The following is a 24,120-nucleotide window of genomic DNA, read 5'->3' on the forward strand; positions in this document are numbered from 1 at the left end:
AGTGTAAATGTTATGTTTTTTCACATTTACACTAGTTATTTAGTTGAGTTTATTATTCATCATCTAAATATTTACCGGCATCAGCATAATTATCAAATCTTGAAAATTGACCTTGGAATTTTAATCTCACTTTACCTATTGGACCATTACGCTGTTTACCTAAGATGATTTCGGCAATACCTTTATGTTCCGACGCTTCATTATAGACTTCATCACGATAGATAAACATAATCACGTCAGCATCTTGTTCAATAGAGCCTGATTCACGTAAGTCAGAGTTAACAGGTCGTTTATCGGCGCGTTGCTCTAAGCTACGGTTAAGCTGCGAAAGTGCAACAACTGGGATTTGCAATTCTTTTGCTAAGGCTTTTAATGAGCGTGAAATTTCAGCGATCTCAAGTGTTCGGTTTTCAGAAATATTAGGTACACGCATAAGCTGTAAATAATCGACCATGATCATACTTAATCCTTTATGTTCACGATAGATTCGTCGTGCCCGTGAACGCAACTCCATCGGTGTTAATCCTGAGGAGTCATCGATATAGATATTTTTCTTCTCAAGGAGTAAGCCCATAGTGCTCGATATTCTAGCCCAGTCATCATCTTGTAGTTGACCTGTACGAATACGAGTTTGGTCGACACGTGATAGCGATGCTAACATACGCATCATAATTTGCTCTGACGGCATCTCAAGACTAAAAATAAGAACTGGTTTTTCTTGCATCATAGCGGCATTTTCACAGAGATTCATGGCAAATGTCGTTTTACCCATTGATGGACGAGCCGCAATAATGATTAAATCTGAACGTTGTAAACCTGCTGTTTTCTTGTCTAGGTCAAGGAAGCCTGTCGATACTCCAGTCACCCCATCATGTGGGCGCTGGAATAGCTCTTCAATTTTTGCTACCGTAGCTTCAAGCACATCGGTAATATTTTTCGGCCCTTCACCTTGCTTGGTACGACTTTCGGCAATTTGGAAAATTTTGCTTTCAGCTAAGTCTAAAATTTCCGTACTATCTCGACCTTCAGTTGAGTAACAGTTGTCGGCTATTTCATTTGAAGCACTAATCAATTCACGCAATATAGCTTGTTGACGAATAATATCGGTATACGCAACCACATTAATCGCACTAGGAGTATTTTTAGAAAGTTCAGCTAAATACGCAAATCCACCAACATCGATCAGTAAATCCTTACTTTCTAAACTTTCAGAAAGTGTAATTAAATCAATCGGAGTACCACGACTGACTAAGGTATGCATTTCTGAAAATATTAATTGATGATGACGAGAATAAAAATCACGGTCAGTAATCATTTCTGCGACAACATCCCAACGTTGATTATCCAACATTAGGCTACCAAGCACAGCTTGTTCTGCCTCAATAGAATGAGGAGGCAACTTTATATTTTGCAATTTTGATTTTTTTGCGTCTTGATTTTTCAGTTCTTTATTCGAACTTGTTTCATCATTTTTCATTGCATTCATCTTTGTAATTTTAAATTCATTTAACCTATAACTAATTAGCTTACTGTATAAATAATGGGCCTAAAGCGCAATCAGGAAGTTGATATTCTAATGGATAATCCACCTGAACTAAATATAATCCTTCAGGTTTTGCCGTTGCTGCTGCTTGGGTACGATCTTTTGCCGCTAATAAAGCTTCGACCCATTGCGGTGATTGATTACCAGCACCAACTTCTAATAAACTGCCAACAATATTACGCACCATATGGTGAACAAAGGCATTAGCTTTAATATCGACAATAACATATTCACCCTGTCTTGTAACTTCAATATGGTGAATATTACGCCATGGAGTCCGTGACTGACATTGCGCAGCTCTAAATGATGAAAAGTCATTTTCACCTAATAAATATTGTGCTGCTTGATGCATAAGCTTTTCATTTAATGGCAAATAATAATGTGACACACCTTTAGCTAAAATAGCCGGACGATAACGATGATTATAAATAATATATCGATAACGGCGAGCTGTTGCGCTAAATCTAGCATGAAAACTATCATCAACACTTTTTGCCCAGCGTACAGCAATATTGTCAGGAAGATGGGAATTGACGCCCATTGTCCATGCTCCTTCAGCACGCTGAGCAGTGGTTTCAAAATGAATGACTTGCCCTGTTGCATGAACTCCGGCATCAGTTCTCCCAGCGCAAAATACCGCGATAGGTTCATTAGCGATTACTGACAAAGCCGATTCTAATCTTTGTTGTACTGAATCAACATGTTGTTGACGTTGCCAACCAAAATAACCGCTACCATCATATTCGATACCTAAGGCAATCTTACAGGTAGTCATTAATTAAGATCTCTAACGTCTCGATTAACATTAAACCACCTAAATAACGGACATTATCCGCCACTGACCAAAATTGGATTTGCTCATAATTACCATAGCTGTGTCGTAAATTAGCGAGTTTGATCGTCAGATTACTTTCAGCATCAGTATTTACTTCGGTTACCGGTGTTGGTAAATCTTCACTTTTTACTTCAACTCCAAATTCATCAAAACGAGCCATATCTAATTCAATTGGTAAACTGCTTGAAACATTAACCGCTTGAGCCAATCCATAAAATACCGGAACAATAACTGATTCAATAGAGATAGGTAAATCATAATTGCTTATCACTTTACGGATTTGATTAATTTGTGAGTTTTCACCTAAACTTAGGTGGTCAGACTCATGGGAAACAGGTAATAAGTTAAAAGCAAGTTGATTGTCAAACAATTGATTATCAACAGGCATACCATTTAGTAACCGAGCACTTTGCCCAGCAAGTTCGTCAACACCGGGTTTGCCATATAGTGATGATGGAATAAAGCTACTTACATGTAGATTAGTTAACAACTTGATATCAGCTAATGACGCCACGCAGCGCAATAATTGACATACCGTTGGGCTAGCTACAGCAATGATGTTTTCATTGCGATATTCGGTTAGTACACTGTTATTTACTTTCGGTACAATTAATGGAATATGATCTTGATCAGCAAAAAAGCCACTAGCATCGATAACAATACAACCTGCTTGTGCGGCTGTTTGAGCATATTTTTCGCTGGTTTTACTGCCGGCAACAAAAAAAGCAAAATGGCATTGGCTCCAATCCATCTGCTCACTATCAATTACCGTTAAATTTTTACCCGCAAAGCGCACAACTTCACCGGCGCTGTTGTCGCTACCGACTAAATAGAGATTTTCAATTTCAATAGTTTTTGAGTTATTTAATAACTCAATTAGCGCAGAACCAACTTGTCCTGTCGCACCAACAATGGCAATATTCCATGCAGACATATGATAAACCCGAATTAAAAAATTTAGTGGCAATTATACCACTATATTGCCAAATATTTCGCAAAAAGATGTTTTCTAACTTTGGAATCTTGCTCGAAAAAATAGATATTAGCTAATTACAATTTCGCTGTTCTTCGTTAAAGTAATTATATCTGTTGTTCGGTTTCAGTAAGAATTATGGCAAAAATTACATTATCAGCGATTGCGAAAAAAGCTAAGGTCTCAGTGGCATCTGTATCTAGAGTACTAAGAACACCTAATATGACATCGTCACAAACCCAATCTGTTGTTTATCAAGCAATGAAAGCCTTAAATGTTGATCTGTCAGAAAACTTGAAAGACTACCAACTAGATCATACCAGTAATAGAATATTAATTATTGATAATCAACTTATTTCAAAAAGTTTAATCAATTACGGTATTGAACAAGCTTTATATGAAGTTAAATTACAATTTTGCTATCTACAATTTTCTTACCAAGACGATAGTGATATTTATCATTTGGTTCATTACATTACTCAAAATCGCTTTATTGGTATTTTAATAATTAATCAAGCACCTTATTTAGAGAATCTATATAGTTATAAAAAATCATTACCGCCAATGGTATTTGTAAATCATTACAAACATAATTTTTCTTGTGTCTATTTTGATCATCTCACAATTGGTTTTAAAACAACGCAACAGTTAATTAAAAAAGGTAACCAACGGATCGCTATTTTTGTTAATAGCGATAAAAGCATCAACTCATCTTTTTTCCTCCAAGGTTATCAACAATCCTTTCAACGATATAATTTACCAATTGATTCTGACTATATCATTCAAGGCTGTTTAACTTATGAACATGGACGAGATGCAATTAAAACCTTATTAAATAGTAATAAACCACCAACAGCTATTATTTTTGAAGATTTAAGCAGTTTGTCCTTCTTCGATTCAGATAGTTATCATGCACAAAATTATTTATCTTGTTATCGTTCTCTATTTGGAGCCTTACATCAAGTCAATAAAAGCCAATCAAATCAGTTAAAATCAATGTCAATTGCTTATATTAGCCATAGCAATGAATATCAATATAATGAGTTGGATAAATTGAATAGAATTAACAAACCACTCTATGAAATGGGCAATAAATCAGTATACTTACTTTGTGATTTACTTAAACAAAATATGACATCGTTAGCACGATGCCATATTATTGAAACTGAAGCTTTTTTTATTAACTAATCTTCTATTAATGAAAGGTAATAAAAAAATTAAGAAGTTGAAATCAATCTTTTAGGTGACAATTTATCCAATAGTTGAATACCAGCACCAATAAATTGTTGATCTTGATATATTCTAACTAAAGTTTCTACTGCTACACTGTCAGCTAATTTAATTGTTCTACCTAATAAGATATCGCCACCTTGGCTATCATTCAATTGCACTTTCGGGCTATCTTGTAATGGACTATCTACCGGCATGAGTAATTGTGTTTTATCAGTAATATTTTGTAATTCATCCAAGCTAATCATTTTATCGATTGGATAATTTGACACTTGCAAACGTCTTAAATAAATCACATGAGCTCCACAACCTAGTAACTCACCTAAATCATCAATGATAGTACGGATATAAGTCCCTTTTGAACAATGGATCTCTAACGTTAATTCCTGTTTAGCCGAATCGTATTGAATAAACTGGTTTTCGTAAACCGTGATCGGTCTGGCTTCTCGCTCAATGACAATACCTTGACGAGCATATTCATAAAGCGGCTTACCTTGATATTTTAAAGCCGAAAACATGGTTGGAACTTGTAAAATGTCACCGCGAAAATGAGTTAATGCTTGCTCTATTTGAAGTTGAGTAACATCAACAGGTTTAGTACAGATTATTTGTCCATCAGCATCAGATGTGTCTGTGCGCTCACCCAATTTAGCAATTACTCGATAACGCTTGTCAGAATCTAATAAGTATTGTGAAAATTTAGTTGCTTCGCCAAAACAAATCGGTAGCATTCCCGTTGCTAAAGGATCGAGAGCACCAGTATGACCTGCCTTTTTAGCATTAAATAGTCTTTTCACTTTTTGTAAGGCATCATTTGATGTCATGCCTTGTGGCTTGTCTAATAACAAAACGCCGTGAACATCACGGCGAATTTTCTTTATATTCATCATAGATATTTAAATTGAAACGGATAACACTCCTCAATATTTTTTACAAAAATTGAGTGCTTTTAATTATTAATCTTTATGACGTTCGTTGTCTTGTTTAATCACATCAGAGACTAAACTAGACATCTGCATACCTTTGACAAGCGATTCATCATAAAAGAATTTAATTTCAGGAATAATTCGTAAACGCATGGCTTTACCGATCAACGTTCGAATATACCCTTTTGCATCATTTAAGACATTCAATCCTTGTTCAATAACTTGTGGATCATCATCATTTAAAAAAGTGACAAATACTTTGGCATAAGAGAGATCACGTGAAATATCTACACCAGAAACAGTCACCATGCCTAAGCGTGGATCTTTGATTTCACGCTGTAAAATAATCGCAATCTCTTTTTGTAATTCATGTCCAACTCGAGATGATCGATTAAATGCTTTTGCCATATCTATTTTCCTTAAAATGTGAATAAGCAAGGTTAAAACCTTGCTTATAACATGTTAACGTATTAATTAAATAGTACGTTTGATTTCGACAGTTTCAAAGACTTCGATATTATCACCGACACGAACATCGTTATAGTTACGAACACCAATACCACATTCCATACCATTACGAACTTCGTTAACATCATCTTTGAAGCGACGTAATGATTCAAGTTCGCCTTCATAGATAACCACGTTATCACGTAATACACGAATTGGATTATGGCGTTTAACTACACCTTCAGTTACCATACAACCTGCAATTGCACCAAATTTAGGTGATTTAAAGACATCACGTACTTCGGCAAGGCCAATAATTTCTTGCTTATATTCAGGGGCAAGCATACCGCTCATTGCTTGTTTAACTTCATCAATAAGGTCATAAATAACTGAATAATAACGTAAGTCTAAGTTTTCAGCCTCTACAACTTTACGCGCAGATGCATCAGCACGAACGTTGAAACCTAAAATAATTGCATTAGATGCTGCAGCAAGTGATGCGTCAGTTTCAGTAATACCACCTACACCTGAACCAATAATTTTAACTTTAACTTCATCAGTAGATAGTTTAAGTAATGAATCAGAAATTGCTTCAACAGAACCTTGTACGTCAGCTTTAAGGACGATATTAAGTTCAGATACATCACCTTCAGTCATGTTAGTAAACATGTTTTCAAGTTTAGCTTTCTGTTGACGAGCTAGTTTAACATCACGGAATTTACCTTGACGATATAAGGCTACTTCACGAGCTTTCTTTTCATCACGCACAACCGTCGCTTCATCACCAGCTGACGGTACACCAGAAAGACCTAAAATCTCTACCGGAATTGAAGGACCAGCTTCAGTAACTTCTTTACCTAATTCGTTACGCATCGCACGAATACGTCCATATTCGAAACCACACAGTACAATATCGCCTTTACGTAGTGTACCTGATTGAACTAGTACGGTAGCAACAGAACCACGACCTTTATCAAGGAATGACTCAATAACAACACCGCTTGCCATTCCAGTTTCGTAGGCAGTTAATTCAAGTACTTCAGCTTGTAATAAGATCGCTTCAAGTAGTTGGTCGATACCTGTACCTGCTTTAGCTGAAACATGAACAAACTGAGTATCACCACCCCAATCTTCTGACATAACGCCATATTGAGCCAGTTCACCTTTCACGCGCTCAGGATCGGCTTCTGGTTTATCAATCTTATTTACAGCAACAACGATTGGCACATTCGCAGCTTTAGCATGCTGAATAGCTTCAATTGTTTGTGGCATTACACCATCATCGGCAGCAACAACAAGTACCACGATATCCGTTGCTTTAGCACCCCGAGCACGCATTGAAGTAAATGCAGCATGGCCAGGAGTATCTAAGAAAGTGATTTCACCACTTGAGGTTTTAACATGGTAAGCACCAATATGCTGAGTAATACCACCGGCTTCACCTGAAGCAACTTTCGCTTTACGAATATAGTCAAGAAGTGATGTTTTACCATGGTCGACGTGTCCCATGATAGTCACAACTGGAGCGCGTGATACTTTTTCAGCACCTGTATCACGGTCGCTCATTAGTGATTCTTCAAGTTCGTTTTCACGACGAAGTACCACTTTGTGTCCCATTTCTTCAGCTACCAATTGTGCTGTTTCTTGGTCAATAACCTGATTAATAGTTGCCATTGCCCCCATTTTCATCATGGTTTTGATAACTTCTGAGCCTTTTACAGCCATTTTGTTGGCTAGCTCGGCAACAGTGATGGTTTCACCAATAATTACATCTCGGTTAACAGCCTGAACTGGTTTGTTAAAACCTTGTTGTAAAGTACTTTTGCCTTTTTTCTTGTGGTTACCACGAGTTACAGCTCGAGCTTCTTCACGTTCAGCTTTACCTTCAGATAATTTGCTAGCTTTTTTCTGTTTAGTCTGTTTAGTACCACGACCACGACCTCGACCACCTTCGACTTCACGATCGGTATCATCTTCAGCCGCACGAGCGTATTTAGAGGTAGTTACGTGATAATCTTCATCATCACTGTTATTATTGGTTTCTTCTGTTTCATTATATTGTTCAGCAAGTTTGCGCGCTTCTTCCGCCATACGTTTAGCTTCTTCTTCAAGTTTACGGCGGTTTTCTTCTTCAGCTTTACGTTTAATTTCGTTAGCTTCAGCTTCTAAACGTGCTTTTTCTTCCTGTGCTTTTTTCACTTTTGGATCAGCGGCTTGTTCTTGAGCAGCTTTAGCTTTTTGTTCTTGACTACGCTTTTTAGCTTCTGCTTCTTCACGTTTCTTTTGTTCTTCAGCAGCTAATTTTGCCTTTTGTTCGACTTCTTTACGCGCTTTTAATTCAGCTTCTTGTTTGGCTTTTTGTTCCGCTTCAAGACGTGCTTTTTCTAACTCAGCGGGATCTTGTTTAACAATAGTTCGTTTTTTACGAACTTCAACTTTAATTTCTTTACTTTTACCACCGCCACTTGACACATTAAGTGTTGAATGTGTTTTACGTTGCAAAGTTAATTTTGTTGGGCCTTGCTGAGGTTTTAAATGCGCAAGCAAAGCTTCTTTTTCCTTTTGAGTCACAGTGTCAGATGCGGTTTTTTTCATACCAGCATCAGCAAACTGTTGCAAAAGCGTTTCCACTGGAGTTTTTATCTCTTGAGCCAGTGTTTCGATTGATACTTTGGTCATGTATTACTTTCCCTCAATTATTCATTTGCAAACCAACAAATATTACGGGCAGCCATAATAAAATCGCCAGCTTGTGTGCTTGTTAAACCTTCAATATCCGCAAGATCATCTGTACCTTGTTCAGCTAAATCTTCTAAAGTTACCACATCTCGTTGTGCTAATTGATAGGCTAATTCTTGTGTCATACCTGGTAGATCTAATAAATCTTGGGCAGGTCGTTTATCACCACTATGAGCAAGCGCAATAGTTGTTAATGCATCTTTTGCTCGATTTCTTAATGCTTCAACCAGCTCTTCATCAAGTTCATCAATTTCTAATAACTCTTCAACTGGTACATAAGCTAGTTCTTCTAATGAAGTAAAACCTTCTTCAACTAAAAGCTGGGCAAGATCTTCTTCAATATCTAAATGTTTCATTAGATTATTAATTGCTGCAAAAGATTCAGCTTGATGTTTTTCTTGCAAATCTTCTGTGCTCATGACATTTAACGTCCAACCAGTAAGTTGTGATGCTAAACGAATATTTTGTCCGTTACGACCAATAGCTTGTGGTAATGTTTCAGCATTAACTGCGACATCCATAGTGTGTTTATCTTCATCAACCACGATTGACACAACATCGGCTGGCGCCATAGCATTGATAACATATTGTGCAGGATTATCATCCCAAAGAACGATATCAATACGCTCACCACCAAATTCATTTGAAACCGCTTGAACACGTGCGCCTCGCATACCAACACAAGCACCAACAGGATCAATACGACGGTCGTTACTGCTAACCGCAATTTTAGCACGGGAACCAGGATCACGAGATACACCTTTAATGTCTATCATCTCTTCACCGATTTCCGGCACTTCAATGCGGAATAACTCTTCCATCATTTGTGGATTTGAACGACTAACACAAAGTTGTGCTGGTTTATTATCTTGTTCAACAAGATATAAAATACCACGTACACGATCACCAATTCGGAAATTTTCACGAGGTAACATATCATGGCGAGACATCATTGCATCAGCGTTATTACCTAAATCAAGGATAACACTATCACGATTGGTCTTTTTAACAATACCAGTCACGATATCACCGATTCGGTTTCTAAACATGTCAATCACCATTGCACGCTCAGCTTCACGTACTTTTTGGACAATAACTTGTTTAGCGGTTTGGGTTGTAATACGGTCAAACGCGACTGACTCAATTTGTTCTTCTACATAATCACCTAATTTTACATCAGGATCTTCAAACTGTGCTGCTTCAAGGGTTATTTCTTTGGTAGGTTGAGTGACTTCATTCACTACTAACCAACGACGAAACGTATCATAATCGCCAGTTTTATGATCGATTTTTACAATAACGTCGATATCAACAGTATGTTTCTTTTTAGTGGCCGTCGCTAATGCGGTTTCTAGTGCTTCGAAAATCTTATCTCGGGTAAGAGCTTTTTCATTAGATACTGCTTCAACAACAGCTAAAATTTCTTTATTCATCCTTTACACCTGTACTCTATTTAAGGTTAAAATTTGGTACAATGTTTGCTTTTTGAATATTACTAAAAGCAAACACTTCATCATTTCCATCTACATTAAACGTAATCATTTCATTCTCAATGGATTTAATCTGTCCTTTCCACTTGCGACGATTGGCAACCGGAATACGCAAACTGACGATGACTTCTTCACCAACAAAACGTTGATAGTGTTCAAGCGTAAACAAAGGCCTATCCATACCTGGAGATGAAACTTCAAGATTGTAGGCATCTGTAATAGGGTCTTCAACATCAAGTACCGCACTAATTTGTCGACTAACATCAGCACAATCATCAACGGTAATACCATTTTCACTATCAATATATACGCGTAAAACGGGATAACGACCACGAATATATTCAATACCAACTAGCTCAAAACCAAGTGCATTAACTGGTTCTTGAATGATATCGGTCAATTGCTGTTCTAAATTAGCCAAACAAACCTCCACTGCAGAAAATAAAAAAGGGCATAAAGCCCAACATTCCTTTTAAACTTGCGTTTAAATCATAACATATAAAAAAACCCCGACAAGCGAGGCTACATTTAAAATTTAATATAATGAAGCCACTTGATTCGAACTTTCAGACAATAAAAATGGGATAGATTAATATGAATGAAAATTTAAGTGGTTGCGGGGGCTGGATTTGAACCAACGACCTTCGGGTTATGAGCCCGACGAGCTACCAAGCTGCTCCACCCCGCGATAGATGGCTGAAGATTATACTGTCTTTTGTAAAAATTGCAACCGAAAATCATAGCATAATTAACAAAAAGACCTTAAAGTTATTGAAAACTAAATTGCTATGATTTTGTGTCGCAACTAATTACAATTAATCTAAAGTTAAGGTTAATATAAGTACAATTATTGTTTTTTCAAGTAATAAATTCCGCTGAATAATCAGCGGATAGTTTTACTATTATTATTTTTGCGTTGCAGCTTTCATCGTTTTAACGAAACTAGCTAGTTCGCTCAACATTTTCGCTGGATTATTAAGGTTATTTTCAATAATTTTCACCGTTGCCGATCCTGCAATTGCGCCAGCAGCACCAGCTTTAATTGCTTCACTCACTTGAGTTGGTTCTGAAATACCAAATCCTTGAATCGCAGGGGGGGCTTTAAACTCCGTCAATTTTTCCAGTAAATGAGTTAACGGTTTATTTGCACGATTTTCAGTACCAGTTACACCAGCTCGTGAGACTAAATAAGTATAACCTTTACCATGCTTAGCAATATTTTTTATCACCTCATCATCAGCATTAGGTGGACAGATAAATATCGGAGCTATGCCATGTTTTTCTGCAGCACCAGTAAACTCTTGTGCATATTCAACCGGTAAATCGGCAACTAATACAGAATCAACACCAGCTTTGGCGCATTTAGCATAAAAGTTATCAATACCATTTTTAAAAACTAAATTGGCATAGATTAATAATCCGATAGGAATATCTGGGTTACTAGTTCGAATGTTAGTTAAGATTTCGAAGCATTTTTCAACGGTTATACCACCATTAAAAGCACGAATATTAGCATTTTGAATTGTTGGTCCATCCGCCATTGGATCAGAAAAAGGAATACCTAATTCTAACGCATCAGCCCCTGCATCAATCATGGTTTGAATAATTTGACTTGAAAGTTGTGGGTTTGGGTCACCAACCGGAACAAAAGGAACAAATGCACCACGTTTTTCGACTGTTAAGCGGTCAAACAGTTTTTGATAACGACTCATTCTATTTCTCCTTTTGCTTTTAATATATCATAAACCGTAAAGATATCTTTATCACCACGACCAGATAGATTGACAATTAATAGTTGTTCTTTGTTTGGATTTTCTTTAATCATTTTCAGTGCATAAGCTAATGCATGTGATGACTCTAATGCAGGAATAATGCCTTCACTACGAGATAATGCTTTGAAGGCTTCAAGCGCCTCATCATCAGTAACAGAGACATATTCCGCTCGACCAATACTATCTAAATATGCATGTTGTGGACCTACCGCTGGAAAATCAAGACCAGCAGAAATCGAATAAGACTCTTCAATTTGCCCTTCATCCGTTTGCATCATTGGTGTTTTCATACCAAAGTAGATACCGAGTTTACCATGTTTTAACGATGCACCATGTTCACCACTTTCAATACCATGCCCACCTGGCTCTACACCAATTAATCTAACTGATTTATCATCAATAAAATTAGCAAACATACCAATTGCGTTTGAACCACCACCAACACAGGCGATTACTGCATCAGGCAAACGCCCTTCTTTTTCCATAATTTGTTGTTTTGCTTCACGACTAATCATTTGTTGAAATTCACGCACAATGGTCGGAAATGGATGAGGTCCAGCAGCTGTACCTAACATATAGTGTGCGGTTTCATAACTACCAGACCAATCACGTAATGCTTCATTACAAGCATCTTTTAACGTGGCGGAACCCGTTTCAACTGGAATGACGGTAGCCCCCATTAATCGCATTCTAAATACATTTGGAGCTTGGCGTTGAACATCTTTTGCACCCATGTAGATTCGGCATTTTAAACCTAATAATGCGCAAGCTAATGCTGAAGCGACACCGTGCTGACCAGCACCAGTTTCGGCAATAATTTCGGTTTTACCCATTCTTTTAGCTAGTAATGCTTGGCCTAGGACTTGGTTAGTTTTATGGGCTCCACCATGAACTAAATCTTCTCGTTTTAAATATAGTTTTGTTTTGGTACCTGCAGTAAGATTTTTACACAATGTTAATGCGGTTGGGCGACCTGCATAGTTAACCAAAAGGTCATTAAATTCTTTTTGAAAACTCGGATCGTGTATCGCCGATATAAAAGCATCCTCAAGTTGTTCTAGTACTGGCATTAATATTTGCGGTACATATTGACCACCAAACTCGCCAAAATAAGGATTTAATTTAGACATAACCATTCCTTCAATATAATTAGTTAAATTTGTTCAAATACTGCTGTAATTTTTTGTTTATCTTTAATTCCGGGTGAAACTTCAACGCCCGAGTTAAGGTCAACACCAACAACATCAGTAGCGAGTGCTTCACTTACATTTTGTGGATTAATACCACCAGCTAAAATGACGTTACTTAAATCTTTGCCACGTAACAGCGACCAATTAAAACTTTTACCTGTTCCACCGGCGCCATTATCAAATATATAACGAGAGACTAATGGATTATCATGGTTCGGAATACTATCACTAATACTTAATGCTTTCCAAATTTGACAGGCTACTGGCAATTTTTGGCGAAGTGTTTGAATATAATTATCATCCTCATGACCATGTAATTGCACTGCGAAAAGTGATAATTGTTGCGCTATCTGGCAAACTTCGTCTATATCGCTATTTTTAAAAACACCCACCCAATTTAGCGGAGCTGCTGCTATAACACTTCGTGCTTTAGTTGCTGTAATATATCTTGGTGAATTAGAGACAAAAATTAATCCGCCACAAATCGCGCCAGCTTGATAGACAGTTATTGCGTCCTGCGCTCTGGTTAAACCACAGACTTTATTTTCACCTAACATCACTTTACGAATAGCTAGGTTTAAATTTGACTCAGACATTAACGCGCTACCAATTAAAAAACCGTTAGCATAATGGCTAAGATCTTTAACTTGATTATGAGTGTAAATACCCGATTCACTGATAATAATTCGATCATCAGGGATAGATTTAGATAATGTTTTTACTCGATTTAAATCTACTGACAGATCACGAAGATTACGATTATTAATACCAATAACTTTGGCGCCAAGATTAATGGCTCGCTCAACTTCTTGTTCCGTACTGGCTTCAGTCAAAATTCCCATATTAAGTTGATGAGCAATTTGGCTAAGATGGCGATACTCATCATCATTTACCACTGATAACATTAATAAGATAGCATCCGCTTGATAATATCGCGCTAAGTAAATTTGATATTCATCGATAATAAAATCTTTGCAAAGTACTGGTTGTGTGACTTCATTACGTACCATAGGCAAAAATTCAAAGCTACCTTGAAAATATTTTTCATCAGTTAAAACTGAAATCGCTGAAGCATAATCTTTATAAACTTTAGCAATAGTTGCCGGATCAAAATCATCACGAATTAAGCCTTTAGATGGTGACGCTTTTTTACATTCTAAGATAAATACCGTTTTCGGTTGTGTTAATGCTTGATAAAAATCACGATCACTCGGTACAACTTTGCTTTTAAAGTTAGCCAGTGGATTTTTAGCTTGTTGTTCAGCCAGCCATAGTTGTTTATCTTCAATGATTTTTTTTAATACTGTTGCCATTTCAACATTTTCGGTTAATGCTGCAATTGCCATGTTATTCTCCACTTATTATCTTGCTGCTAACTTTTGTAATAGCTCATAAGCCTTGCCACTATGCATCAATTCAATTGCACGTTGAGCATTTTGTTTTAAGTCTGGTTCACCAAATAAGCTAATTAACATTGCTACATTAGCCGCGATAGCCGCTTCATGAGCTGGTTTACCATGTCCTTGTAAAATAGCTAACAACAAATCACGATTCATTTCCGGTGTACCACCTTCAATATCTTTTAAAGTATATTGTTGTAAACCAAAATCTTGTGGTGTCAGGGTGAAATAGCGAATTTCGCCGTTTTTTACTTCAGCAACTTGGGTTTCGCCATGAATAGCCACTTCATCCATACCTGCACCGTGTACCACATAAGCATGGGTATAGTTCAACATTTTTAATGTTTCTGCAATCGGTTTTATCAAATCAGGATGATAAACACCGAGTAAAATACGTTTTGGTCGAGATGGATTAATCAACGGCCCAAGAACGTTAAAAATTGTCCGTGTTTTTAATTGCTGACGCACTGGAGCAGCATGACGAAAGCCTGAATGATATTGTTGAGCAAATAAGAAACATACTCCTAATTCATCAAGCGCTTTACGTGAGGCTTCCGCTGACATGTTTAATTTGATACCTAAAGCAGATAGTACATCGGAAGATCCTGATTTACTTGATACCCCTCGATTACCATGTTTAGCAACTTTATACCCTAAGGCTGCAGTAACAAAAGCACTAGCTGTTGATATATTAATACTATTAGTGCCATCACCACCGGTACCAACAATATCGGTAAAATCATAATCAGGAGCTTCAAAAGCATCAGCATTTTCAAGTAAGGCTTGCGCAGCACCAGCAATTTCATCCGGTTTTTCACCTCGTACTTTCATACTTATAATCGCAGTTGCCAAAACTGTTGGTTCAATCTTACCTTGAATAATTAAGCTAAATAGTATTTTACTTTCTTCTTGTGACAATACTTGTCCTAAGTACAATTTATTTAAAATCGGTTGAATATTGTATTCTTGCTTATCGACAATTGCCTCTTGTCTTGCCTGTGGTTGTTTTTGGACTGGATTAAGTGCCCATTCAATGGTTTGCTCTAATAATTTTACCCCTTGAATGGTTAAAATCGATTCAGGATGAAATTGAAAACCACAAACCCGATCCTCATCATTACGTACTGCCATAACAATGTTATTACACATGGCATTAATCGTTAATGTTTTCGGTATATTTTCACCTTTTAAAGAGTGATAACGAGCCACCGGTAATGGATTTGGTAAGCCTTTAAACATAGCTTGACCATCATGTTCAATTAATGAGGCTTTACCATGCAAAATATCACCAGCTGGTACAATCATACCACCATAAGATTCGACAATCGCTTGATGGCCTAAGCAGATACCAATAATCGGTAATTTCCCTTTTAAACGTTTTAGTAATTCAGGCATTGAACCTGCTTCACTTGGCGTACCTGGACCTGGCGATAACATTAAGATAGGATTTTGCATTTGTGATAATTTTTCGATAATCACATCCGCCGGAATAGTGTTGCGATAAATTGTCACGTTATGTTGATTATGACGTAACTGATCAACCAAGTTATAAGTAAACGAATCAACATTATCAATAAATAAGATATTAGCCATTAGAATACACCTTCTACATTATGCGCTGCCATAATCGCGCGAACAACAGCACGAGCTTTGTTACGTGATTCGTCCGATTCTGATTGTGGTTCTGAGTCTAAAACCACCCCACCACCTGCTTGCACCGTGGCAATGCCATCTTCAACATAAGCACTACGGATAACAATACAGGTATCAAGATCACCATTAGCAGTAAAATACCCAACAGCCCCACCATAACTCCCTCGTTTTATCTTTTCCGATTCAGCAATCAACTGCATTGCTCTAACTTTTGGTGCGCCAGTTAATGTCCCCATATTCATGGTGGCTTGATAAGCATGCAACGCATCAAGATCTTGCCTTAGCTGACCAACAATTCGCGAAACCAAATGCATAACATAGGAATAACGATCCACTTTTAATAACTCTTTGGTATATCGGCTTCCCGGCTGGCAAATACGAGCTAAATCATTACGGGCTAAATCAACCAGCATTAAGTGTTCAGCCAACTCTTTTTTATCAGTGCGCATTTCAAGTTCTAGTCGGCTATCCAAATCATAATCAATCTCACCACTTGCGGATAAACCACGAGGTCGAGTACCGGCAATAGGGTAAATTTCAACTTGATTATTGGTCTTGTTATATTTAAGGGCACTTTCTGGTGATGCACCAAACAGAACAAAATCGCTATCTTGCATATAAAACATATATGGACTTGGATTGGTATTTTTTAACACTTGGTAAGCAGATAATGGTTCAGGGCATGGTAATGAAAAACGTCTTGAAGGAACGGCTTGGAAAATTTCACCTTGTTGGATAGCATCCTGCATTTTTTTAACTATGGTATTGAAATCATCATCACTCTTATTACATGAAACATTTATTTCTGCTAAAGATTGAGTCTTAATCGCTTTCATCGGTTGATTAAGTTTACTTTGCAACTCAGTTAAGCGTTGATTCAAGCGTTTTGTCTCATCAGGACAAGAAGTAAATGCCGTTGCTTTTAACAATGAAACACGGTCTTTATGATTAATTTCAAGTAATGTTTCAGCTAAATAAAAGCGAAAGTCTTGGCAACGTTGTTCGGTTGGTAGCAGAGGTAAATCTTCAAAGCCAGCAACAAGATCATAAGCAAATAAACCACCGACAAACACTGCATCAGAACTCGCTTGTTGTGGGATATTAACGATGTTTAATAATGTTCTTAGTGCATCAAAAATTGATAATGACTTTAAGCGAGAATCTTCATCTTGCAAATTATCAATAGCCGGAAAAACTAGCTGAAGATTATGTTCATCTAATTGTGTTTTAGCGACGTTATCAGGAAAAGCTTGTAGTAATAAAGGTAATAATTTTTGTCCGTTACTGGTTAAAGCTTGAAAAGTGACTTGGTTATTGAGTGCAGAAATAGTCAAAGCGCTATCAACTATCATTACACTTTTGATACCTTGCTTATTATCAATTTCAGCTGATTCCAGTAACAATGTTGCCGGTTTGTTATCACAAAGTTGATAAAATACCTGAGTCGGATCCTGATAATAACCAATGGTTTTAATTATCTGTGTTAATGTAGGCTTATTCATTGTTGACTCTCTTTTATAAAATTATTTTTATCTTTGCAAAACTAAAAAACCCGCACTGAGCGGGTATTATGAAAATAGGACATCATCACATCACCCGCAAAAAGTGATGCGCCACCAACCCAAAACGGTAGTTTGTTGACAATGAGTTAATATGGATTGCTGATTTATCATTATTGTATCTGCTAAAAAAGATTTTGTACTATTAAACTAGTTCATTGGTGTGTTGTCAAGTGAATATTTTGTGTACATTTAAATTAAGTCTACCTGTACCAATCAGAAGGTCTTTACACAGTAAACAGTTTTCTATTTTTTAATAAACGAATTAAAACTAGCCAAACAAGATTTTAGTCTTTAAAATGAGCAACTCCGATAAATTATTAATAAAAATTAGAGATTTTGATCTATGCCAATCTTTTTTATTCTTATTGCAGTAATCGTTTTACTTGCAGTTGTAACAGTTTTTAAAGCTATCACTATTGTTCCACAAGGATACCAATATACTATCGAGCGTTTCGGTAAATATACTCATACCTTAGAACCGGGTTTAAATATTATTATTCCTTTTATGGATGGTGTAGGCCGTAAAATTAATATGATGGAACAAGTGCTTGATATTCCATCACAAGAAGTTATTTCTAAAGATAATGCAAATGTGCAAATTGACGCTGTTTGCTTTATTCAAGTACAAGAAGCAGCAAGAGCCGCTTATCAAGTTAATCAACTTGAACGTGCAGTGATTAATTTAATGATGACGAATATCCGTACTGTACTTGGTAGTATGGAGCTTGATGAGATGTTATCACAACGTGACCATATTAACTCAAAACTACTTAGTATTGTCGATGATGCAACTAGCCCATGGGGAATAAAAATTACCCGTATTGAAATTCGTGATGTTCGTCCACCGGCAGAACTAATTGCAGCCATGAATGCGCAGATGAAAGCTGAACGTAATAAACGTGCAGAAATTCTTGAAGCAGAAGGTGTTCGTCAAGCGGCTATTTTACGATCTGAAGGTGAAAAACAGTCAGAAATTTTAAAAGCTGAAGGTGAAAAACAAGCAGCATTTTTACAAGCTGAAGCACGCGAACGTGCAGCCGAAGCGGAAGCTAAAGCAACACAAATGGTTTCGGACGCTATTGCAGCTGGTAATATTAATGCCATCAACTACTTTGTTGCGCAAAAATATACTGAAGCGTTACAACAAATTGGAGCTTCAGATAACAGCAAAGTGGTAATGATGCCACTTGATGCATCTAGCTTAATGGGTAGCATTGGTGGTATTGCTGAATTAATCAAAAATACTAAATAGGCTGTACTAAATTAAATTTAAGTAAATCATATTCCCTAACTGATAATAAATTGGTTAGGAATATGATAGGAAATATAATTCAATTAATAATAGGTAACAACCAATGACAGATTTTTTAATGGTTATTTATAATTCTCCTCACTGGATATTTATTGCTTTAGGTGGTATTTTGCTGATTGCTGAGTTATTAGGAACCGGTGGATATGCACTTTGGAGTGGGATTGCTGCCATTATCGTTGGTTTAATTGCTTGGGTTTTACCGCTGTCTTGGTCTGTTTTATGGATTTTGTTTGCTATTTTTACGTTAATATCTGCTTATCTTTGGTGGGTATGGTTAAAAAGACGCGATAACAACAAATCTAATAAAGTTGAAATCAATCAACCACAACAAGAACTAATTGGTATTAGGACAATCGTTACTGATGCCATTACTAATGGTTCTGGACGAGTAAAAATAAAAGACGGCACATGGTCAGCGAAATGTAATCAAGATCTAGAAGTAGGTCATCCAGTTGAAGTTGTTGCAGTTGAGGGCATAATACTGAAAGTAAAGGCACTCAATAAATAAATCAATAATTAAATACGAGTCAATGGCTCGTATTTTTTTGTTTATCATAAAACATAATCAATTAGATAAATCGATTACTAAATATCCTTTACAGTAAAAAATATTGGTAATTATCACAATAAGATAATTACCGTTAATCCAGCTCCAATATAGAATTTAAAGAGCTTATAACAGTAATTATCATTTTACTAAAAACTAGTGTAAACATAAGCCAATAAGAATGCTAACACTAATTCGATTGTTTAGGATCAATACCAATAACTTGCCAATTGTGATTTGATTCATCGGTAATCTTACCTTTCTTCACATCAGTAATATATTTAATGGTCATATTACGAATGGTGCCTTCTTCATCACCTAAAGCGGTACGAGAATTCCAAATTGGCTCGACTCGGCGCCCTTCTAATGGACCACCTTTTTTCACCAACATTTCATAACGATAAGCATTCATACCTAGTTTGAGTTTCATATCATCAGTAATAACTTTACCATTTAAAAGTGTTAGATTTTTAATTCGATGCCCTACTGGTTCACTTAAATCAATAATATATTTAACGCCACCAAACATATCATAAGTCATATATTTAGATGCGCCTCGCACTGAATCATATTGATAATTTTTATCCGTTGGTTGTACTTGAGCAAAATATGCCGCTGACCATTCCATATAATCTTTAAGATCCTTTCCGGTAACTTCAAAAATAGAGGTTTCACCAGCAGTATATTGATAATTGTTAGCAATATCTTTGCGAGCGATTGGCCCTTTATTTAATATCGCTTTTTTATTATCGACTAAAACAGCAGTCACATCGGCGCCACTGTAATACAGTTGTACAGAATTAAGTAAATTAGTTAAACCACTTTCTTGCAAGTAAACCGCTGGTATACCATGTATTATCTCTTGTGGTACAAGATCTTGATCTGTTTCACCAATAACTTGATTAGAAATCTCTCTTAATTGTTGATGATAAGGCGAATAAATTTTTTCGATTTCAGGATCAGCTGGATAAGTTTTTACCGGTAATGTTTGCGATTTTTTCGCTTTTAACGTTTTTTTATTGCCATCAATATCAAATTTAAGATCAACCACCGATACTACTGTACCATAGCGATGGGGTTCAGTAATAACAACATTATTAATGACTTTTTCACTAATATTTTGATGATTATGTCCGGCAATAATTACGTCAAGCTCGGGTAACTGATTAGCAACATCGGCAACACCTGTACCAGGTTTATTGTTTTCATTATCTAATCCCATATGGGTAACTAAAACAATAGCATCAACTGATTGTTGTTTGAGATTAGCAATTTGTTTTTTTATTTCCGGTATTGGCATAGTAAATTCCATTTGATTTACATAACCAGTTTTATTCTCATATTCTGGAACAAAAGGCGTAGTTGCACCAATAAAGCCAATCTTAATACCTTCTTTCTCAATAATGGTTGTGGCGGGTAAATAAGGTTTAACGGAATCTTTATAATAAATATTAGCTGCTAAAGATTGGCCTTTAAATTCAGAAATTACTTTATCGACTATCGGCATACCAAAATTAAATTCATGATTGCCAAGTACCATAATGTCATAATGCATGGCATTTAATGCCGCAATAGCCGGATGATTTTGCACATTATAAAATCGTTCAATTTGATTATCTTGAATAATATCACCAGCATCAACCACTATGACATTTTCATGTAGTGAACGGTACTCCTTTAAAAACGAAGATATCTGCGCATAAGAGCCTGAAGAGTCTGCTTTGTCAGTACCATAATCCCATGGCAACATTCGCCCATGCACATCTGACGTTGCTAAAATAGAAACACCAACTTCTTTTGCATTAACCTGAAATACACAACCTAATATGAATAAACCGCTTAACAAAGCACTTTTTTTGCTTACCAACATCCTTATCTCCTATCACTATTATGTAAAATTAACATCCTAATTAATTTAAATCGTTTTTATAAAAACAGTCTATTATTCTAAATTATTATTTTTTCAATTAAAGCGTTTTTATAAAAAACAAGATGCTTAATCAGTGATAAAAAATGCCTAACGATAGTGACTATTGTTAGGCAAAATAAGGAGTATGAAAGTTATTTCCATAAATAGACAGAATGTTACTTTAATTTAACATTCTGTTTACTGTTAATTAATGTGACATCGTAGTTTTAACACCACCTTCAGGAATAGGCACATAAGCGGTTTCTTTATCAGTTCTTTGTTTATTATTACGCACTTTAAGTGCAGTTTTAATACCAAAGAAGATAATGCTATACACAACCACTAAGAACAAGATACTTAAACCTGCGTTAGTGTAGTTATTAATGACAATATGATGCATATTATCAATTTGTTGTGCAGTTAATTCGCTGCCTTCTGCAATACGACGATTATACTCATTTGCTAAATAGAAGAATCCTTCTAAATTAGGATCATTACTAAATAGTTTAAGTCCCAATGCCCAAGTAGTACAAATCAATAACCAAACGGCAGGAATAATAGTCACCCAAACAAATTGAGCTCGTTTCATTTTAATTAATACAACTGTAGCTAATACTAATGCTACGGCTGCTAACATTTGGTTTGAAATACCAAATAATGGCCATAAGCTCTTAACACCGCCTAATGGATCAACCACACCTTGGTAAAGTAGATATCCCCATAAACCAACACATCCTAAAGTACCAATAAAGCCCGCAATAAGTGAATCGGTTTTTTTCAAGAATGGTACAAAGTTACCTAATAAGTCTTGTAACATGAAACGTCCAGAACGAGTTCCTGCATCAAGCGCTGTTAGAATAAATAGTGCTTCAAATAAGATACCGAAGTGATACCAGAAGCCCATATTTGCGCCTGGAAGAATTTGATGGAACACATGCGCAATACCTACGGCTAAAGTTGGTGCACCACCGGCACGATTTAATACTGATGGTTCGCCAATATCTTTGGCTGTTTGTAAAATTTGCTCAGGTGAAATCACAAATCCCCATGAACTAACTGTAGCCGCAGCGTGTGCTGTCACATCTTGTAGTTGAGACATTATCATCGCCGCATCGCCAGTACCTAATTTATGTAAATCAGGCATAGTTATTCCTAGCGCAGCTGGTGGAGTATTCATAGCAAAATATAAACCTGGCTCAATAATTGATGCAGCCACTAAAGCCATAATAGCCACGAAAGATTCCATTAACATAGCACCGTAACCGATAAAACGTGCATCCGTTTCATTAGCAAGTAATTTTGGTGTTGTACCGGATGAAATTAAGGCATGGAAACCAGAAACAGCACCACAAGCAATAGTAATAAATAAGAATGGGAATAAAGAACCTTTCCAAACAGGACCTGTGCCATCAACATATTTAGTTACATCTGGCATTTTTAAATCAGGATTTAAAATAACAATACCAATAGCTAAACCAACGATTACACCAATTTTTAAGAAAGTGGCGAGATAATCACGCGGAGCTAAAATTAACCATACAGGCAACATCGCAGAAACTAATGCATAACCAACTAAAGTAAAAGTAATCGTGGTTGCTTTGAAAGTTAATGCTGGCCCCCAATATGGGTCATGAGCAATAACACCACCAAACCAGATAGACAAAATTAGTAATACAATACCAATTATTGAAACTTCTAAAACACGGCCTGGTCTGAGGTATCGCATATAAATACCCATAAATAATGCGATTGGCACTGTAGAACAAACAGTAAATACGCCCCACGGGCTTTCAGCTAATGCTTTAACAACAATCAATGCTAATACGGCTAAAATAATTAGCATGATTAAGAAACAACCAAATAAGGCTATTGTTCCAGGAATTGGTCCCATCTCTTCTTTTATCATTTCACCTAAAGATGAACCATTACGGCGTGATGATAAAAATAGCACCATAAAGTCTTGTACTGCGCCAGCAAATACCACACCAGCCAATAACCATAGAGTACCCGGTAAATAACCTACTTGTGCTGCAAGTACAGGGCCTACAAGCGGTCCAGCACCGGCTATTGCCGCAAAATGGTGTCCAAATAAGACATATTTATTGGTTGGCACAAAATTTAAACCATCATTGTTAATCACAGCTGGCGTTGCCCGTGTTGGATCTAACTGCATTACTTTATTGGCGATATACAAACTATAATATCGATAAGCAACGAGATAAACAGACACTGCAGCAGCAACAATCCACAATGCACTAATATGTTCCCCTCGACGTAGTGCGATGACGGCTAAACAGCAGGCACCAACGATAGCAAGAATAACCCAGGGTATATGCTTTAGTATTCTATTATTCATAATAATTCTCTTTATCGCTTTAAGATTAATATCATCTATTCAATTTTTAACTTAATTATCTAGTTAAAAAGGTAGATAAAATTTATTGATATTAACTTCAAATTGTTTTTGAATTTGGTTGTATTGAATCATGAGATAAAGCTTACTTTATGCTCAAGGGTATAGTAATTTTTTAGTGAATTGAATGGTATAGGAAATTTAGTTACAGGTTAAAACGACTATATGAGTGGTTAAAA

At 36.4% G+C, this 24,120-nt stretch carries 18 protein-coding genes and 1 tRNA gene; 3 read left to right on the top strand and 16 right to left on the bottom strand.

The genetic code is table 11. The annotated features are described in order from the left end of the window. Positions 1-52 precede the first annotated feature (52 nt). The 3 genes from dnaB to H3T83_RS07975 are packed head-to-tail and all read right to left on the bottom strand — an operon-like array spanning position 53 to position 3,312. Positions 53-1,477 (bottom strand): replicative DNA helicase, encoded by a 1,425-nt coding sequence (gene dnaB, locus H3T83_RS07965; protein WP_086321043.1) that lies wholly within the window; start codon positions 1,475-1,477, stop codon positions 53-55. A gap of 49 nt (positions 1,478-1,526) precedes the next feature. Then, positions 1,527-2,318: a tRNA pseudouridine(38-40) synthase TruA gene (gene truA, locus H3T83_RS07970; protein ID WP_198215501.1), complete on the bottom strand. Its 792-nt coding sequence runs from the start codon at positions 2,316-2,318 to the stop codon at positions 1,527-1,529. After that, positions 2,305-3,312 carry an aspartate-semialdehyde dehydrogenase gene (locus H3T83_RS07975; protein ID WP_198215502.1) on the bottom strand — a complete coding sequence of 336 codons (1,008 nt, stop codon included), beginning with the start codon at positions 3,310-3,312 and terminating at the stop codon, positions 2,305-2,307. Before H3T83_RS07975 ends, truA begins: the two co-directional genes overlap by 14 nt. A gap of 177 nt (positions 3,313-3,489) precedes the next feature. On the opposite strand from H3T83_RS07975, the gene H3T83_RS07980 reads away from it, so the two are divergent. Then, positions 3,490-4,539 carry a LacI family DNA-binding transcriptional regulator gene (locus H3T83_RS07980; protein WP_198215503.1) on the top strand — a complete coding sequence of 350 codons (1,050 nt, stop codon included), beginning with the start codon at positions 3,490-3,492 and terminating at the stop codon, positions 4,537-4,539. A 29-nt stretch (positions 4,540-4,568) separates the two neighbouring features. On the opposite strand, the gene truB is transcribed toward H3T83_RS07980, so the two are convergent. From truB to H3T83_RS08035, 11 genes are all read right to left on the bottom strand, one after another. After that, on the bottom strand, positions 4,569-5,471 hold the full coding sequence (gene truB, locus H3T83_RS07985; protein ID WP_198215504.1) for a tRNA pseudouridine(55) synthase TruB: 903 nt from the start codon (positions 5,469-5,471) through the stop codon (positions 4,569-4,571). 66 nt (positions 5,472-5,537) lie between these two features. Continuing rightward, positions 5,538-5,915 (bottom strand): 30S ribosome-binding factor RbfA, encoded by a 378-nt coding sequence (gene rbfA, locus H3T83_RS07990; RefSeq protein ID WP_034882735.1) that lies wholly within the window; start codon positions 5,913-5,915, stop codon positions 5,538-5,540. A 66-nt stretch (positions 5,916-5,981) separates the two neighbouring features. Further along, on the bottom strand, positions 5,982-8,633 hold the full coding sequence (gene infB, locus H3T83_RS07995) for a translation initiation factor IF-2 (RefSeq protein ID WP_086321001.1): 2,652 nt from the start codon (positions 8,631-8,633) through the stop codon (positions 5,982-5,984). Positions 8,634-8,650: 17 nt separating this feature from the next. Beyond that, on the bottom strand, positions 8,651-10,126 hold the full coding sequence (gene nusA, locus H3T83_RS08000) for a transcription termination factor NusA (protein WP_065614089.1): 1,476 nt from the start codon (positions 10,124-10,126) through the stop codon (positions 8,651-8,653). Between the two features lie 16 nt (positions 10,127-10,142). Further along, complete coding sequence (gene rimP / locus H3T83_RS08005) at positions 10,143-10,604, bottom strand: ribosome maturation factor RimP (protein WP_065578449.1); 462 nt, start codon at positions 10,602-10,604, stop codon at positions 10,143-10,145. A gap of 190 nt (positions 10,605-10,794) precedes the next feature. Next, a tRNA-Met gene (locus H3T83_RS08010) sits at positions 10,795-10,871 on the bottom strand. 217 nt (positions 10,872-11,088) lie between these two features. Beyond that, positions 11,089-11,895 (bottom strand): tryptophan synthase subunit alpha, encoded by an 807-nt coding sequence (trpA, locus tag H3T83_RS08015; RefSeq protein WP_086356791.1) that lies wholly within the window; start codon positions 11,893-11,895, stop codon positions 11,089-11,091. Further along, entirely contained in the window at positions 11,892-13,085 is a 1,194-nt protein-coding gene (trpB, locus tag H3T83_RS08020) for a tryptophan synthase subunit beta (protein ID WP_110453657.1), read from the bottom strand. Before trpB ends, trpA begins: the two co-directional genes overlap by 4 nt. A gap of 23 nt (positions 13,086-13,108) precedes the next feature. Next, positions 13,109-14,491 carry a bifunctional indole-3-glycerol-phosphate synthase TrpC/phosphoribosylanthranilate isomerase TrpF gene (gene trpCF / locus H3T83_RS08025; protein WP_232351137.1) on the bottom strand — a complete coding sequence of 461 codons (1,383 nt, stop codon included), beginning with the start codon at positions 14,489-14,491 and terminating at the stop codon, positions 13,109-13,111. A gap of 15 nt (positions 14,492-14,506) precedes the next feature. Then, positions 14,507-16,138, bottom strand: coding sequence for a bifunctional anthranilate synthase glutamate amidotransferase component TrpG/anthranilate phosphoribosyltransferase TrpD (gene trpD / locus H3T83_RS08030; protein ID WP_198215506.1), 1,632 nt, complete (start codon positions 16,136-16,138; stop codon positions 14,507-14,509). Then, positions 16,138-17,700: an anthranilate synthase component 1 gene (locus H3T83_RS08035; RefSeq protein WP_065578454.1), complete on the bottom strand. Its 1,563-nt coding sequence runs from the start codon at positions 17,698-17,700 to the stop codon at positions 16,138-16,140. Before H3T83_RS08035 ends, trpD begins: the two co-directional genes overlap by 1 nt. Before the next feature lie 403 nt (positions 17,701-18,103). Between H3T83_RS08035 and H3T83_RS08040 the strand changes: the two genes are divergently transcribed. Next, the gene (locus H3T83_RS08040; protein ID WP_065578455.1) at positions 18,104-19,012 is read left to right on the top strand and encodes an SPFH domain-containing protein; all 909 of its coding nucleotides are present in this window, start codon (positions 18,104-18,106) and stop codon (positions 19,010-19,012) included. A gap of 103 nt (positions 19,013-19,115) precedes the next feature. Then, positions 19,116-19,580, top strand: coding sequence for an NfeD family protein (locus tag H3T83_RS08045; protein ID WP_198198573.1), 465 nt, complete (start codon positions 19,116-19,118; stop codon positions 19,578-19,580). 229 nt (positions 19,581-19,809) lie between these two features. Here H3T83_RS08045 and H3T83_RS08050 read toward each other — a convergent pair whose 3' ends face one another. Continuing rightward, positions 19,810-21,489, bottom strand: coding sequence for a bifunctional UDP-sugar hydrolase/5'-nucleotidase (locus tag H3T83_RS08050; protein ID WP_198215507.1), 1,680 nt, complete (start codon positions 21,487-21,489; stop codon positions 19,810-19,812). A 247-nt stretch (positions 21,490-21,736) separates the two neighbouring features. Further along, positions 21,737-23,884, bottom strand: coding sequence for a carbon starvation CstA family protein (locus H3T83_RS08055; RefSeq protein ID WP_232351138.1), 2,148 nt, complete (start codon positions 23,882-23,884; stop codon positions 21,737-21,739). Positions 23,885-24,120: the final 236 nt, after the last annotated feature.

Origin of the sequence: Gilliamella sp. M0320 (assembly GCF_016101635.1) — a bacterium.
In the GTDB taxonomy this organism is placed as follows: domain Bacteria; phylum Pseudomonadota; class Gammaproteobacteria; order Enterobacterales; family Orbaceae; genus Gilliamella; species Gilliamella apis.